This is a genomic window from Streptomyces sp. JH34 (assembly GCF_029428875.1).
GTDB lineage: Bacteria > Actinomycetota > Actinomycetes > Streptomycetales > Streptomycetaceae > Streptomyces.
Genome location: NZ_JAJSOO010000001.1, coordinates 2,571,378 through 2,586,988, shown reverse-complemented (window position 1 = coordinate 2,586,988; position 15,611 = coordinate 2,571,378). Strand labels below are relative to the sequence as shown.

Below are 15,611 nucleotides of genomic sequence, written 5' to 3'. Positions count from 1 at the left end.
GGAGTCCGCTGCCATGTTGCTCGAAGTGCGCGATCTGCACGTGGAGTTCCACACCCGGGACGGCGTGGCCAAGGCCGTCAACGGGGTCAACTACTCGGTCGCCGAGGGCGAGACCCTCGCCGTCCTCGGGGAGTCCGGGTCGGGCAAGTCCGTCACCGCCCAGGCGGTCATGGGCATCCTCGACATGCCGCCCGGGAGGATCAGCGGGGGCGAGATCCTCTTCAAGGACCGCGACCTCCTGAAGCTCAAGGCCGAGGAGCGCCGGCGGATCCGAGGCCAGGAGATGGCCATGATCTTCCAGGACGCGCTGTCCTCGCTGAACCCGGTGCTCAGCGTCGGGCAGCAGCTCGGCGAGATGTTCGTCGTGCACCGCGGGATGTCCCGCGGGGACGCCAAGGCCAAGGCCATCGAGCTCATGGACCGGGTCCGCATCCCGGCGGCCCGGGAACGCGTCGGCGACTTCCCGCACCAGTTCTCCGGCGGCATGCGCCAGCGCATCATGATCGCCATGGCGATGGCGCTGGAACCCTCGCTGATCATCGCCGACGAACCCACCACCGCCCTGGACGTGACCGTGCAGGCCCAGGTGATGGACCTGCTCGCGGAGCTCCAGCGCGAGCTCAACATGGGGCTCATCCTCATCACGCACGACCTCGGCGTGGTCGCCGACGTCGCCGACAAGATCGCGGTCATGTACGCCGGCCGGATCGTCGAGACCTCCCCCGTCCACGAGATCTACCGGGCCCCCGCCCACCCGTACACCAAGGGCCTGCTGAGGTCGATCCCGCGCCTGGACCAGAAGGGCCAGGAGCTCTACGCGATCAAGGGCCTGCCGCCCAACCTGCTCCACATCCCGCCCGGCTGCGCCTTCCACCCGCGCTGCCCCATGGCCCAGGCCGTGTGCCGTACGGACGTGCCGCCGCTCTACACCGTGGACGAGGAACGCCGGAGCGCCTGCCACTTCTGGAAGGAGACGCTCGATGCACGCTGACGACGCGGGACGCGAGGGGCTCTCGGGCGGCTCCACGCTGCTCACCGAGGCGCGGGAGGCGGACCGTACGCGGCCCTACGCCGAGGGGGACCCGATCCTGGAGGTGAGGGGCCTGGTCAAGCACTACCCGCTGACCCGGGGCATCCTCTTCAAGAAGCAGATCGGCGCGGTCAGGGCCGTCGACGGTGTGGACTTCGACCTGGCGGCCGGCGAGACGCTCGGCATCGTGGGGGAGTCCGGGTGCGGGAAGTCGACCGTGGCGAAGATGCTGGTGCACCTGGAGCCGCCGACGGGGGGAGTGATCCGGTACAAGGGCGAGGACGTCACCCAACTGTCCGGGCGCGCGCTGAAGGCCGTGCGGCGCAACATCCAGATGGTGTTCCAGGACCCGTACACCTCGCTGAACCCGCGCATGACCGTCGGCGACATCATCGGGGAGCCGTACGAGATCCACCCCGAGGTGGCACCCAGGGGGAGCCGCCGGCAGAAGGTGCAGGACCTGCTCGACGTCGTCGGTCTGAACCCCGAGTACGTCAACCGCTATCCGCACCAGTTCTCCGGCGGTCAGCGCCAGCGCATCGGGATCGCTCGGGGCCTCGCGCTCAACCCCGAGATCATCGTCGCCGACGAGCCCGTCTCCGCACTCGACGTGTCGGTCCAGGCGCAGGTCGTCAACCTGCTGGACCGGCTGCAGGCCGAATTCAGCCTGAGCTTCGTGTTCATCGCGCACGACCTCTCGATCGTCCGGCACATCTCCGACCGGGTCGGGGTCATGTACCTGGGCCGGATCGTCGAGGTCGGCACCGACGAGGAGATCTACGACCATCCGACGCACCCGTACACCCAGGCGCTGCTGTCGGCCGTCCCGGTGCCCGACCCGACGGCCCGCGAGCACCGCGAACGGATCATCCTGCACGGCGACGTTCCCTCCCCGGCGAACATCCCGTCCGGATGCCGCTTCCGCACCCGCTGCTGGAAGGCGCGGGAGCGGTGCGAACTGGAGGTGCCGCTGCTGGCCGTCCCGGCGGTCTTCCGGGACTCCGGGACTCCGGCCCGGCACGACTCGGCGTGCCACTTCGCCGAGGAGAAGCAGGTGGTGCCGCCGGAGGCGCAGAGGGAGACGCCCGGGGACGCGGAGAGGGCGACCCCGGGCGAGGCCGACCCGGACTCCGCAGGCCCGGACGCCGGGTGACGAAGAGTGGTGAACAGGTCTCGGTTTCGTTAACACGGAGGCAACTCGACCGTCGTCGCACCGATATACGAACGCTCCACCATGAAGAACGTACGGCCGTGCGGGTGCCGTGAACCGGCCGGGGCGTCCATCACGTCGCCCCGGCCGGTTACCCGTTCCCGTCCGCCCCGGAGGTCCCCTTGTCCATCGGCGGACCGCGGTGGAGTATCGCTGAGGTGATACTCACACGGGGAGCCAGAATCACCGGAGCGGTGCTGTGCGCCGTGCTCGCGGCCCTTGTCGCCGCCTGGATCGTGCGGGACCTCCGGGCCGTCGGAGATCCGTCCGCCCTGCTGCGCTACTGGGCGGGGTACACGGACGGGTGGCCGGAGAAGATGCCCGCCACCCTGCAGGCCGATCCGGTGCTGCTCGTCGTCCACCTCGTCGCCCTGTTCGCCGCGCTGCGCTCCTCGGTGGCGGCGTCCACGCTGGTCGTCACCGGACTGGTCACGCTCGCCCTGCGACTGCCGGGCCTCTGGATCATCGGTACGTCCTGGATGGGCGACCGGTTCGGTGACGAACTGCGGACGCGCGCGCTCATCGGCACCTTCGTCACCCTCGCCGCCGGCCTCGCGCTCGTCGTCACCGGGGCCGCGGGCCGCCGGCGCCCCGAGGACGCGTACGAGCGACTGCCCACCCGTCCCGGCCGGGGGGCCGGCGTCACGGCGTTCCTGGTGCTCGGAGCCTCGGGGGCGGTACTGATCGCCTGGGAGATCCGCCAGCTCTTCACGCTGCCCGACGAGGTCTATCCCGCCTGGTACGTCGGCGGAGAGGTCCTGACGCTCGGGCTCACCGCCGCCCCGCCGGGCTGGAGCGGCGTGGCGCTCGGGGTGATCTGCCTGGTGGTGGCCTGTACCGCGCTCTTCCGCGCCGTCCACTCCCGCCCGCTCGGCATGACCGCCGCCGGTTTCCTGCTGGTGTCCGGCGTCTGCGGGATCGCCCGGGCCGTCCACAACGAGTGGCCGGCACACTTCGGGGAGATGGAGACCGAGCAGCGGCTCGGCATGCTCACCTCGTTGCTCCTCGCCCTCGCGGGGGCGACGGCCCTGCTGGTCCTGGCACGCCGGGGCTTCGAGAGCGCCGACGGGGAGGGCCAGGGGTACGCCGGCTACGGCCATCCGCAGGGCGGGGCGCCCGCCTACGGCTACCCGCAGGGCGCGAGCCCCGGTTACGGCTACCCGGGGGCCGGCACCCCGGGCTACGGCCATCCGCAGGGCGGCGGCCCCGGGTACGGCTACCCGCGGAGCGGCGGCGGATCCGATGCCCCGCCGCCGCCCGCTTCCCCGCCGCCCGGCTGGTGAGGCCCCGGCGCGATCAGGACGGGAGGGGCTACGGCCGGGGCAGGCCCAGGGACCGCCGGAGGAAGTCCACCTGGAGCAGGAGCAGATTCTCGGCGACCTGCTCCTGCGGGGTCATGTGCGTGACCCCGCTCAGCGGCAGTACCTCGTGCGGACGCCCGGCGGACAGCAGCGCGGAGGAGAGCCGCAGGGCGTGGGCGACCACCACGTTGTCGTCGGCCATGCCGTGGACGATCATCATGGGCCGCACCGTACCGGCCGGCGCGGAGAGCCCCTCGTCGGTGACCAGGGAGTTGCGGGCGTACACCTCGGGCTGCTCGGCGGGGTCGCCGAGGTAGCGCTCGGTGTAGTGGGTGTCGTACAGCCGCCAGTCCGTCACCGGGGCGCCGACGACGGCCGCGTGGAAGACGTCCGGGCGCCGCAGTACCGCGAGCGCCGAGAGGTAGCCGCCGTACGACCAGCCGCGCATCGCCACCTTCGACAGGTCCAGCGGGAAGCGTCCGGCCAGGGCGTGCAGGGCCTCGACCTGGTCGTCGAGGGTGAGGGTGAGGTCGTCCCGCACCGCCTTCTCCCAGCCGGGCGAACGGCCCGGTGCTCCCCGGCCGTCCGCGACGATCACGGCGAAGCCGTGGTCCGCGAACCACTGCGACGTGAGGTGCGGATTGTGGGCGGCCACCACCCTGCGGCCGTGCGGACCGCCGTAGGGATCCATCAGCACCGGAAGCGGACCGTCTGATTCCTGGTATCCGGTGGGGAGCAGCACGGCGCACGGGATCCGCCGTGCGCCCCCCTCCGTCAGGCGGACCTTCGCCGTCAGGACCGGCTCCTGGGCGAGATTGGCGACGGAGGCGATCCGCTTGCCGTCCCGCAGCACCCGGACGGCCGTCCCCGGGTGTTCCAGGGACGCCGACACCAGGACCGTCACACCCCCCGCGCGCACCGCGGAGTGCACCCCGGCGTCCTCGCTGACGCGCTCCACGCCCAGCTCGTTGACCCGGTACACATGGCTCTGCCCCGTCTCCGGGTCCGCCGCGTCCTCGCCCGCGGTCGCCTGCACCAGGATGTCCGACTCCCCGATGTCCAGCACCGCCTGGACGTGCAGCTGGCCGCCGGTCAGCGGCCGGTCGCCCAGCGAGAGCACCCGCGCGCCCCCCTCGTCGGCGATGCGCACGAGCCGCCCGTCGGGTGCCCAAGCGGGCACCCCTGCGAAAAGATCAAGCCAGACCTCGTCCTCGTCGACGTGCACCGTGCGGGTCGCCCCGCTCTCCGGGGCGACGGCCAGATACCGCTGGCTGCGCTGGTCGCGGGCCTGGACCAGGAGCAGCGGGGCGCCGCCCGACGACCAGTGCACCCGCGCCAGGTACGGGAAGCGGGACCGGTCCCAGACCACCTCGGTGCGGGCCCCCTCCAGATCCGCCACGAAGAGCCGCACCTCGGCGTTGGCCGTCCCGGCCGCCGGGTAGCCCACCTCGGCGGGCCGGCTGCCGGGGTGCGCCGGATCGGCGATCCACCACCGCTGTACGGCGCTGTCGTCGACCCGGGCGACCAGCAGGCGGTCCGAGTCCGGTGACCACCAGAAACCGCGGTAGCGGCTCATCTCCTCGGCCGCGACGAACTCCGCGACGCCGTAGGAGACGTGGTCGTCCTCCGGCTCCGCGACCGGGCGGTCGCCGTCGCCCTCCGCCCCCACGACCCGCAAGGCTCCCCGCGAGGCGTACGCGACGTGGCGGCCGTCGGGCGAAGGACGCGGGTCGACCACCGGGCCCGGCACCGGCAGGGCGCGTGCCGTACCCGCCTTCAACTCCGCGACGTACGCCCGGCCGGAGAGCGCGAAGGCCGCCAACTCCACGGCGTCGTCCACCGCGTAGCCCACGATGCCCGCAGAACCCTCCCTGACCCGCTCCCGCCGGGCCCTCTCCTGCGGTGACAGCTTCTCCGCCGAACCGCCCAGCAGGGTGTCCGGGTCGGCGGCCACGCGCTCGTCACCCGTCCCGGGGTCCAGAACCATGAGGCGGTTCGTCCGGTCGGCGCCGGAGGCGGACCGGAGGAAGACCACCCGCGTCCCATCCGGTGAGACGGTGAAGGCCCGGGGTGCGCCGAGAGTGAACCTCTGGGTCCGGGCGTGCTGGAGGGGAAAAGACAGCTTCTGCGAGGTCATGGCACCGAACCTAGTCCGCCCCGGGCGGTCCGTGCGCCCCTCGTGCTGCTGTGCCCCGATCAATGCGTCCGCACGGATAGTTATGATCCGTAGCGCTCGGTGGGTATGAACCTGCTGGCTCCATGTGTGCTGCCCGTCCCGACCGTACTGATGGAGGTGAACCGCCGTGGCACTCTCGATTTCGGCGGTGGTGCTGCTGGCGATCGTCGTCTTCCTGCTGATCCGGAAATCCGGACTCAAGGGCGGACACGCGGTGGTCTGCATGTTGCTCGGGTTCTACCTCGCGAGCTCGTCGATCGCCCCGACCATCTCGGAGGTGACCTCGAACGTGGCCGGCATGATCGGAGGGATCAAGTTCTGACGGGTGCGGTGCGCCGCCGGGCGCCCCGGCACCGCGGGGCGTTCGGCCGGGGGTGCGGCGTGCTCGTAGGGTGGTCCCATGAAGGACCTTCCCGCCCGCCGTCTGCTCCTGGTGCACGCGCACCCCGACGACGAGTCGATCAACAACGGCGCCACCATGGCCAGGTACGCGGCCGAGGGCGCACACGTCGCCCTGGTGACGTGCACCCTCGGTGAGGAGGGCGAGGTCATCCCGCCGGACCTCGCGCATCTCGCCGCGGACCGTGACGGCGGCCTGGGCGACCATCGCGTCGGTGAACTCGCCGCCGCGATGCGGGAGCTCGGGGTCACCGACCACCGGTTCCTGGGCGGCCCCGGCCGCTTCCGCGACTCCGGGATGATGGGCACCGGGCAGAACCACCGGCCCGGCGCCTTCTGGGCCGCCGACGTCGACGAGGCGGCCGGGCACCTCGTCGGGGTGATCCGCTCCCTGCGCCCCCAGGTCCTCGTCACGTACGACCCCGACGGCGGCTACGGCCACCCCGACCACATCCAGGCGCACCGCGTCGCCATGCGCGCGGCGGACCTGGCCGCCGATCCCGGGTACGACGCCGGCGCCGGAGCCCCGCACACGGTCGCCAAGATCTACTGGAACCGGGTGCCCCGCCCGGCGGCCGAGGAGGCCTTCGCGCGGCTGCGGGAGACCGCCCCCGACGCGTTCCCGGGCATCGCCCCCGTCGACGACGTCCCCGGAGTCGTGGACGACGCCGTGATCACGACGGAGATCGACGGTTCGGCGTACGCCGCGGCGAAGACCGCCGCCATGCGGGCACACGCCACCCAGATCGCCGTCGAAGGATCGTTCTTCGCTCTTTCGAACGACCTGGGCCAGCCCGTGTTCACCACGGAGTACTACGAGTTGGCGCGAGGCGCCCGGGGCGGCGACGGGCGCGCCCGGGAGCACGACCTCTTCGCGGGCGTGCCGGACGCGGACCTCGCACCGGGAGCACCGGGAGCACCGGGAGTACGGACATGAGCAACAGGCAGAGGCAGCGCGCCTCGTCGTCGCAGTCGCCGCGCACCAACGCCCCGCCCAGGAGCTCCGGGCCGTCCGGTCTCGCTGCGCCCCCGAACCCCCGGCGGATGCCGCTGTACGTGGGTCTCGCGGTGCTCGGCGCGGCCGTCGGGCTCGCCGGCACCCTCGTCCAGGCGGCCCTGTTCCCGGGCGGGTTGCTGCTCGCGCTCGCCGCGTCGGCGGGACTGTTCTACGGCGGCCGGGTGCTGACCCGGACGCAGCTCGGCGCACTGGTGCCGGCGGTGGGATGGTTCATCGCCGTCATCGTCCTGCTCGGCGGGCGGCCCGAGGGTGACTACGTCTTCGGTGAGGAGATCGGCCTGGCGCTCTTCATGCTCGGAGGGATGGCCGTTGCTGTGATCTGTGCCACGATGTCGCGGCTGCCGTATCCGGCCAACGACACCGGCCGATCCGGCACGTGATGTGGTATGTCCGCCCCCGGATTGCCCCTCCGCGCGGCGCCGGGTGCATCCTTGTTCCCCCCGTGCGCGGAGAGTCTTACGGCGGCGGCCAGTATGGTGGTGCGCGCGCCGAGCCGTCCCCTGGCCTGCGGCATGGGGGAAGTACGGGCGGCGGAGCCAATCGGGAGAACCTGCTTTGAGTCGTGAAACTGACAGTTCGTCCTCCGGGCCCCAGGGGCGCGGAGGAGCCGCGTACCCGTCGGGTACGCCGCCGTACGGATCACGCCAGTATCCGTCGCTGCACCCGTCTCAGGACGGCCCGGAGGAGACTCCGGAGGCTGCGGACCCGCCTCGGCCCGAGGAGCCCAGAACAGAGACGACGCTGACGACGCGTATCCGGATCAACATCCCGGGCTCGCGTCCGATCCCGCCGGTCGTCATGCGTACGCCGATGAGCGAGACGGACGCGTCGGGCGGACGCCCCGCCTCCGAGCGGACCGGCAGCACCCCGAGGCCCGGCGCGCCCGCGGCGACGTCCGGTGGTGCCCCCGAGCCCGGACCGGACGCGCGGGACGGCGGCCCGGCCGCCGAGGCACCTGGCGAGAAGCCCGGCAAGGAGAAGAGCGGCAGCGACTGGTTCGCTCCGCGCAAGGCCCCCGCCCCGGTGCCCGGTGCGGGCGCGGCTCCCTCGGGTTCGGCCGCGGGAGCGCCCGGCTCCGGCCCCGGCGGGCCCTCCGCCGGCGGTCCTCCCGGACCCGGCGGTGATTCCGGCCGCCCGGCACCGCCCCGCGTCGACTCGCCGTACTTCTCGGACGGTCCGCAGCAGCCCGGCGACCGTGGCAGTGCTCCCCGCCCGGGGCGCAGCGCCCTCGACGACCTCGACGGCGGCCCGCGCCCCACGCCGGTCCCCGGTGTGCGGCCGCAGGACGGCCCCGGCCCCTCCGGACCCACCACCGGACCCGTCACCGGGAGTTCGTCCCTCACGCCGGACCTCGGCCGTCTTCCCGGCGCGCCCGGCCGGACGGCTCCCGGGGGCCCGGCCGGCTCGGGCGGCGTACCCCCGCGGATGTCGGACGACACCGCGATCCTGACGCCGCAGGTGCCCGCCCCGGGCCCCGGCTCCGGCGGCCATGTCTCCGGAGACACGCTGACCAGCGGCATCCCCGTCATTCCGGCGGAGCCCCGCTCGGCGTTCCCGGGCGGCCCCGGAGGGATCCGGCCGCCCGAGGGCCCCACGGGCGGACGCCCGGGCGACGCGGGTGCCCCGGCGCCCGCTCCCGCCCCCCGGCCCGCCCCCAAGGCCGCGCCGCCCGCCAGGAGGGGCCGCTCCAAGCTGGTCCTGCTGGGCGCGGGAGTCTTCGTGCTGTTCGGCGTGGCCTACGGTGCCGGCCTGCTGATGAACCACTCCGAGGTCCCCAAGGGCACCACCGTGCTCGGTGTCGACATCGGCGGCGGCACGAAGGAGGAGGCGGTCACCAAGCTCGACGCGGCCCTCGGCAAGCGTGCCCAGACCCCTCTGCGGCTGTCCGTGGACGGCAAGGAGCAGAAGCTCGACCCCGACAAGGCCGGTCTCACCCTGGACAGCCAGGAGACCGTCCGCGGTGCCGCGGGCAGTGACTACAACCCGGTCTCGGTGATCGGCTCCCTGTTCGGCGGGGCGCGCTCCGCCGACCCGGTGATCCCGGTCGACGAGGAGAAGCTCGGCGTCGCGCTCACCGATCTGGCGGGTGTCGCGGGTTCCTCCAACGACGGCACGATCAAGTTCGAGCCGAACAAGGCCGTGGCGGTCCCCGGCAAGTCGGGCAAGTCGCTGGACGTCAACCGTTCGATGATCTCCGTACGCGATGCCTATCGCGCGCAGGTCCAGACCGGCGATCCGGCACTCGTCGAACTGCCCGTCGCGGCCAGCGAACCCACCATCACCAAGGCCGAACTGGACCGGGCGATGAAGGAGTTCGCCGAGCCGGCGATGTCCGGGCTGATCACCGTCAAGGCCGGTGCCAAGTCGATCGACTTCGGCCCCGCGCGGTCGCTGCCGCAGATCCTGTCCATGAAGCCGGTCGACGGCAAACTGGTCCCGGTCTACGACAGGAAGGCGATCGACACCCTGCTCGACGGTGTCTTCGACGGGGTCATGATCACCAAGGGTGACGGGTCGAAGCACCAGGTCAGCTCGACCGACGTGGCCCAGGCCATGCAGGGTGCCCTGCTCGGCAGGACGCCCGCCGAGCGTACCGTCGCCATCGACCTGAGCGGCGAGGGCTGACGGCCCGGCGACCTCGCGATACGACCGCCCCCGTCCGGAGCTATGGACGGGGGTGGTCCCGTGTCGGCGGGCGGACGCGTGGCACCGCTCCAGGGATGCCGAAACGGCTGCATGGCACCCAGGGCACGCACATCGGAGCGGCGTACGGAGGCGCTCACACGCGAGCGCGTCGTCCGGGCAGCCGTCGAACCGCACGCCGAAGCGCGGGGCCCGGCCGTGGGTACGGCCGGGCCCCGCGCTCGCCTCGTCCCTACGGGAAGGACACCACCTGGGAAGGCACGGTGGTGTCACCCGACGTGGGCGATCCGGTGTCGTTGACTACGTGGTCGTACTGGCCCTTGCCGCCCAGCGAGACCACGAGCAGGTCGTGGAACTTCACCCCGGGCTTCACGGGGGCCTGGAATCCGTGCTGCTGGCGGATGGTCGGGTCGACGTTGAAGAAGCAGTAGCTGCCCATGCCCCAGCCTTCGTGGGTGGTCACGGAATCGTCGACCTTGTAGGCGGCGTACCCCTTGATGTCGCCGTTCTGGATGGCGGCCTGGTCCGGGGCGTCGTACGCCTTCTCGTTCTGGAAGAAGATCGTCCTGCCGTTCTCGCCGGACCACTGGACGTCGTACTTGTTGAAGTGTTCGACGAACAGCCCGGTGGCCAGGACGTCGTCACCCTTGACGTGGACGCCGTAGTCGGCCCGGTTGGTCTCCCAGCCGACGCCCTCGCCGTGGTCCGCGCGCCAGACCCAGGTGTGGTCGATGATCGTGTCGTCGCTGTTGACGACGATGCTCGTCGTCGCCTTGCCGGGGCCCGCCCCGCCGATGCGGACGAACACGTCCTGCAGTGAGGTCGGGTCGGCCGAGTGGTCGCCCGAGGCACCCTCGGGCCCGACCTCGACGAGCGTCTCGGAGTTGACGGGGCCGGCGTCCACGAGGAGTCCGGCGAGCTTGACGCCGTCGACGTCACCGACCTTGATCGCGGTCACCCCGCCGTCCGGGATGATCGTGGCGAGGCCGAGGCCCAGGGCGACGGTGTCCGCCCGGTCGATCTCGATGGGCTGGTCGACGTGGTAGACGCCCGGGGTGAACAGCAGGTGGAGGCCCTGGTCGACGGCCGCGTTGATGGTCTGCGCGGTCGCGCCGGGCTTCACGACGTAGAACTGGTCGAGGGGGATCGACTCGCCCTCGGGGGTGCCGTCGGCCCAGGTCGTGCCCCGCGCGTTCGTGCGCTTGGCGGGGACGAACACCTTGTAGTCGTCACCGTCGAGGTAGAGGAAGGGCTTCTCGCGGGAGACCGGGGTGGTGTCCAGCGTCGTGTACGGCGGTTCGGGGAAGCTCTGGGCGGGGGCGCCCTCGACGCCGGAGAAGGTCATGTTCCAGACGCCGTTGCCCCAGCCGCCGACGGAGCTGTCGCGGGTGTACCACTGCTGCTGGGAGTAGGGGCCGACCTGGCCGTCGATCTTGCTGTCCGCGATGTAGCCGCCGCTCGCCCATCCGTAGCCGTCGGGTGCGAGGTTGAGGCCGCCCTTGACGTGCATGCGCCGGAACGGGGCGGCCTGGGAGACGGCCCAGCGGTTCGTGCCGCTGACGGGGTTGAGGGCGAGGTTCTCGGCCGAACGCCAGAAGTTCTGGGTGGCGTTGCCGTTGAACCAGCCGGCGTCGACGGTGACGTCGCCGTTGAAGGTGGTGTCGTCCGGCTTGAGGCCGAGGCCCGCGATGGAGGTGTAGAAGCCGATCTGCGCGTTGATGTTGTTGTAGGTACCGGGCTTGAACATCAGGGCGTAGCGGTCGCTGCCGAACTGCGCGGACTCCTGCTTCTTGAAGATCTCGTCGACCTTGCCCTGGATGTCGGGCGTCGAGGGGTCGAAGACCAGCACGTTGGGGCCGAGGTCGCCCCCGCCGGGCACCTCCTGGGCTTCGTCACCGAACGCCGAACGGGCCGTGGGGAAGGCCATGAGCAGCGAAACGGCGAGTGCGGCGAAGGCGAGCGCCCTGGGGCGGCGGTGCCGGCGAGGTGCGGCGTGGGCCGCTGGGTTCGTGGGGGGAACTTGCATGGATGGCGTCTCCTGGGTCGTGGTGTGGGGGCACGACGGAACCTCGAGAGCGAGAGAGCGCTCTCTCGTATCGCCGATGTAACCCTTGTCGCCCTGGACACGTCAAGAGGTGTGCGTCAGGAGGCTCCTGGGATCGCCGCGACGGGCAACACCTGACGTCGACCACGGGTCGAATGCGGTGATGTGTGCGTGGATGGCGCTTCCCGCGGGTTCACAGGGTGGCCGGTCAGTTCAGCAGTGCCCTGGCCGCCTGGGCGCGGTGGCGGATCGCCTCGGCGGCCGTCGGCTCGATGCCGTCCACGATCTCGGCGTACTCGTCCATCTCCGCCGCTCCCCGCAGGAACTCCCCACGCTGGACGAGGAGCTGGGCCCGCTCGTAGCGGAGTCTGGCCGGGTGCGAGGGCAGAAGCAGGGAGAGTTCGAGTGCCCACAGCGCCACGTCGGTGCGCTCGGGACGGGCCGTCGCCCAGGCGCGGATGTTGTTCAGGATCCGCAGCACCGTCTCCAGCGGCCGGGCCGGCACCAGCATCGACGCCGCCAGGGGGGCTCCGGTCGCCCCCGTCACCATCAGCTCCGCGTCCTCACCGCTCAGCGGGGCGCCACCGGCGAAGGGATCGGCCAGCACATGGTCGGCCGGGTCGCCGAAACCGACCACGAAATGGCCCGGGAGAGCCACTCCGTAGACGGGCGCCCCGGCCCTCCGCGCCACCTCGATCCAGACCACGGACAGCAGGATGGGAAGTCCTCTGCGGCGGCGCAGCACCTGCTGGAGGACCGACGAGTCCAGCCGCTGGTAGTCCGGGGACGAGCCGGCGAAGCCGCAGCGCCCGCCCAGCAGTTCGGCGAGCGCGGACGCCCACGCGCGGGGGCCGCGGGCTCCGTACGGCAGGAGGCCGGCCAGCCGGTCCAGCTCGATCTGCGCCGCGTCGACGCCGTACGGATCGGCGTCACCGGGCGACGGCGGGGAGGCCTCCGCGCCGAGCAGCAGGCAGAGCAGTGCGAGGTCCGGCCGCTCGGCGCGCGCCTCCTCGGCGAACCGCTGCCGTCGTTCGGCCCTGCCGGGATCCTCGGTGCTCATGTAGGACACGTCCCTGCTGCTGTCTCCGCTTCGGGCCGGAAGTGGTGGTAGTGGTGATGGGTGGCGAAGCCCATGCCGTCGTACAGGGCGCGGGCACCTTCATTGTCCGACTCCACCTGGAGCCAGGCGGCCGAGGCGCCCTCGTCCAGCGCCGTGCGTGCCAGCGCCGTCATGACGGCCGTGGCGAGACCCCGGCGCCGGTGCTCCGGGCCCACCTCGACGGCCATGAACCCCGCCCAGCGGCCGTCCACCACACAGCGTCCGATCGCGGCCGGCACTCCCTCCGGACCGTCGCCCGGCACGGAGGCGAACCACACCGAGGGGCCGCTGCCCAGCACCTCCAGCACATGCGGCCCCGGGGTCTCGAAGCGCTGGTACCGGGAGAGCCACGCCTCGTCGGGCTGCCGGGCCGTCCGCACCGCGGAGACGTCCGTGTCCTGGTCGCCGACCGGGGCGAGCGCCGCGATCCGCACCTCGGCCGACACCTCGCGCCGCCATCCGTACTCCTCCAGGTCCGCGCAGAGCCGCTCCTGGGTGCCCTCGGCGCCCGTCGCGGCCTGGACACGGGCGGGCAGCCCCCGGTCCCCGTACCAGCGCCGGACACGCCCGAGCGCCTCACCCAGCGGGAGTCCCGGATCGCCGAGCGGCAGCACGGAGTTGGCGCGCCGGGTGAATCCACCGGCCGCGCGCAGCCGCCAGTCGCCCAGGAGTTCGCTCTCCACGGGCTGCCAGGCACGCGCGGTGACCGGCGCGAGTTCACCGAAGGAGGCGGCGGGGCCGCGGCGGCGTGCCGGAGCCGAAGGCACCACCTTGCCCGCCACCAGCGAGGATTGTGCGAAGTGGATGCTCTCGCCGCTCCTCGTCGTGACCGAGAGCATGTCGTCGTCCCACGATGTGAGAACCCCGACCGTGTCGGTGAACTTCGCACCCTCGCCCGGAGCGTCGACGACGCGCCGTACGGATACCCGTTTTCCCACGTCAGCGGGCGTTATGCGAACCTCGAGCCGTCCGCCCATGGTGAATTCCACAGCTCTGTCTGCCCCTCCTGTTCGGATCGTGCCCCGGAACGGAGATACTAGGGGCGGGCATCGACGACGCCGCGCTCCCGCGCGAGAGCCAACGCCCTACCGAGGAGGAACGACAGCGTGACCTACGTCATCGCGCAGCCTTGTGTCGACGTGAAGGACAAGGCCTGCATCGAAGAGTGCCCCGTCGACTGCATCTACGAGGGCTCACGGTCCTTGTACATCCATCCGGACGAGTGCGTCGACTGCGGAGCCTGTGAGCCGGTCTGCCCGGTCGAGGCCATCTTCTACGAGGACGACACCCCGGAGGAGTGGAAGGACTACTACAAGGCGAACGTCGAGTTCTTCGACGACCTCGGCTCGCCGGGTGGCGCCTCCAAGCTGGGCCTCATCGAGCGCGACCACGCGTTCATCGCCGCGCTGCCGCCGCAGAACCAGTAAGCGGCACAGCGAGCGCCGCCCGGTCCCGTACGGCTCGTCACCGTGCGGGGCCGAGGTGTTTTCCGGGCGCCTCACCCGTACGAGAAAGCCGCCCCACCCGTACGAGAAAGCAGAGTTCCGTGTCCGAAGCAGTTCCCGTCTCCTCCCGTCTCCCGGTCTTCCCCTGGGACAAGCTCGCGCCGCACAAGGCGACGGCCGCGGCCCATCCGGACGGCATCGTGGACCTGTCGGTCGGTACGCCCGTCGACCCGGTGCCCGAGCTGATCCAGCAGGCGCTCATCGCCGCGGCGGACAGCCCCGGCTATCCGACGGTGTGGGGGACCGAGGCGCTGCGTGACGCCCTGACCGGCTGGGCCGGGCGCAGGCTCGGCGCGGTCGGCGTGGCCCACGAGAACGTGCTGCCGGTCGTCGGGTCCAAGGAGCTCGTCGCCTGGCTGCCGACGCAGCTGGGGCTCGGCGCAGGTGACAAGGTCGCCTACCCGCGCCTCGCCTACCCGACCTACGAGGTCGGCGCGCGGCTCTGCGGTGCCGAGCCCGTCGTCTACGACGACCCGACGGAGCTGGACCCCGAGGGCCTGAAGCTGCTCTGGCTCAACTCCCCGTCCAACCCGACGGGCCGCGTCCTGCCGAAGGACGAGCTGACCCGGATCGTGGCCTGGGCGCGTGAGCACGGGGTGCTGGTCTTCAGCGACGAGTGCTACCTGGAGCTCGGCTGGGAGGCCGAGCCGGTCTCCGTGCTCCACGCGGACGTCTGCGGCGGTACGTACGACGGCATCGTCGCCGTCCACTCGCTCTCCAAGCGCTCCAACCTCGCCGGCTACCGCGCGGCCTTCGTCGCGGGTGACGCGGCCGTCCTCGGCGAGCTGCTCCAGATCCGCAAGCACGGCGGGATGATGACGCCGGCCCCGGTCCAGGCGGCGACGGTCGCGGCGCTGGGTGACGACACGCACGTGGCGGAGCAGCGGGCGCGGTACGCGCGGCGGCGCACGGCCCTGCGGGCGGCGCTGGAGGCCCACGGCTTCCGGATCGAGCACAGCGAGGCGAGCCTCTACCTCTGGGCCACGCGTGACGAGCCGTGCTGGGAGACCGTGGCGCACCTGGCGGAGCTCGGCGTCCTGGTGGCGCCGGGCGACTTCTACGGACCGGCCGGGGACCGCTTCGTGCGGGTGGCGCTGACGGCCTCGGACGAGCGCGTGGACGCTGCGGTCGAGCGGCTGTCCTGAGGTCTGTCCGGCCGGATGTGCCGAGGGACCCCGGGAGTGTG

Annotated in this window: 13 protein-coding genes; 9 read left to right on the top strand and 4 right to left on the bottom strand. The window is 72.1% G+C overall.

What is annotated here, in order from left to right; translation table 11 throughout:
* Positions 1–13: 13 nt before the first annotated feature.
* From LWJ43_RS11165 to LWJ43_RS11155, 3 genes are all read left to right on the top strand, one after another.
* The gene (locus tag LWJ43_RS11165) at positions 14–991 is read left to right on the top strand and encodes an ABC transporter ATP-binding protein (protein WP_277332130.1); all 978 of its coding nucleotides are present in this window, start codon (positions 14–16) and stop codon (positions 989–991) included.
* Positions 981–2,183: an ABC transporter ATP-binding protein gene (locus LWJ43_RS11160; protein WP_277332129.1), complete on the top strand. Its 1,203-nt coding sequence runs from the start codon at positions 981–983 to the stop codon at positions 2,181–2,183. Before LWJ43_RS11165 ends, LWJ43_RS11160 begins: the two co-directional genes overlap by 11 nt.
* Before the next feature lie 215 nt (positions 2,184–2,398).
* Positions 2,399–3,523: a hypothetical protein gene (locus LWJ43_RS11155; RefSeq protein WP_277332128.1), complete on the top strand. Its 1,125-nt coding sequence runs from the start codon at positions 2,399–2,401 to the stop codon at positions 3,521–3,523.
* Between the two features lie 28 nt (positions 3,524–3,551).
* On the opposite strand, the gene LWJ43_RS11150 is transcribed toward LWJ43_RS11155, so the two are convergent.
* On the bottom strand, positions 3,552–5,678 hold the full coding sequence (locus LWJ43_RS11150) for a S9 family peptidase (protein ID WP_277332127.1): 2,127 nt from the start codon (positions 5,676–5,678) through the stop codon (positions 3,552–3,554).
* 166 nt (positions 5,679–5,844) lie between these two features.
* Between LWJ43_RS11150 and LWJ43_RS11145 the strand changes: the two genes are divergently transcribed.
* From LWJ43_RS11145 to LWJ43_RS11130, 4 genes are all read left to right on the top strand, one after another.
* The gene (locus LWJ43_RS11145) at positions 5,845–6,039 is read left to right on the top strand and encodes a hypothetical protein (RefSeq protein WP_014154257.1); all 195 of its coding nucleotides are present in this window, start codon (positions 5,845–5,847) and stop codon (positions 6,037–6,039) included.
* Between the two features lie 78 nt (positions 6,040–6,117).
* Entirely contained in the window at positions 6,118–7,053 is a 936-nt protein-coding gene (gene mshB / locus LWJ43_RS11140; RefSeq protein WP_277332126.1) for an N-acetyl-1-D-myo-inositol-2-amino-2-deoxy-alpha-D-glucopyranoside deacetylase, read from the top strand.
* On the top strand, positions 7,050–7,514 hold the full coding sequence (locus LWJ43_RS11135) for a DUF6113 family protein (RefSeq protein ID WP_277332125.1): 465 nt from the start codon (positions 7,050–7,052) through the stop codon (positions 7,512–7,514). Before mshB ends, LWJ43_RS11135 begins: the two co-directional genes overlap by 4 nt.
* A 175-nt stretch (positions 7,515–7,689) precedes the next feature.
* Positions 7,690–9,759 carry a hypothetical protein gene (locus LWJ43_RS11130; RefSeq protein WP_462100874.1) on the top strand — a complete coding sequence of 690 codons (2,070 nt, stop codon included), beginning with the start codon at positions 7,690–7,692 and terminating at the stop codon, positions 9,757–9,759.
* Between the two features lie 250 nt (positions 9,760–10,009).
* On the opposite strand, the gene LWJ43_RS11125 is transcribed toward LWJ43_RS11130, so the two are convergent.
* The 3 genes from LWJ43_RS11125 to LWJ43_RS11115 all read right to left on the bottom strand — a co-directional run bounded on the left by LWJ43_RS11125 (position 10,010) and on the right by LWJ43_RS11115 (position 13,909).
* Positions 10,010–11,803 carry a coagulation factor 5/8 type domain-containing protein gene (locus LWJ43_RS11125; protein WP_277332123.1) on the bottom strand — a complete coding sequence of 598 codons (1,794 nt, stop codon included), beginning with the start codon at positions 11,801–11,803 and terminating at the stop codon, positions 10,010–10,012.
* A 226-nt stretch (positions 11,804–12,029) separates the two neighbouring features.
* The gene (locus tag LWJ43_RS11120; RefSeq protein ID WP_277332122.1) at positions 12,030–12,881 is read right to left on the bottom strand and encodes a transglutaminase-like domain-containing protein; all 852 of its coding nucleotides are present in this window, start codon (positions 12,879–12,881) and stop codon (positions 12,030–12,032) included.
* Entirely contained in the window at positions 12,878–13,909 is a 1,032-nt protein-coding gene (locus tag LWJ43_RS11115) for a GNAT family N-acetyltransferase (protein ID WP_277332121.1), read from the bottom strand. The genes LWJ43_RS11120 and LWJ43_RS11115 overlap by 4 nt, the downstream gene beginning before the upstream one ends.
* A 117-nt stretch (positions 13,910–14,026) precedes the next feature.
* Here LWJ43_RS11115 and fdxA point away from each other — a divergent pair, with 117 nt between their 5' ends.
* Together fdxA and dapC are read left to right on the top strand one after the other, a co-directional pair.
* The gene (gene fdxA, locus LWJ43_RS11110; RefSeq protein ID WP_014154250.1) at positions 14,027–14,347 is read left to right on the top strand and encodes a ferredoxin; all 321 of its coding nucleotides are present in this window, start codon (positions 14,027–14,029) and stop codon (positions 14,345–14,347) included.
* Positions 14,348–14,466: 119 nt separating this feature from the next.
* Positions 14,467–15,570: a succinyldiaminopimelate transaminase gene (gene dapC, locus LWJ43_RS11105; protein ID WP_277332120.1), complete on the top strand. Its 1,104-nt coding sequence runs from the start codon at positions 14,467–14,469 to the stop codon at positions 15,568–15,570.
* Positions 15,571–15,611 lie beyond the last annotated feature (41 nt).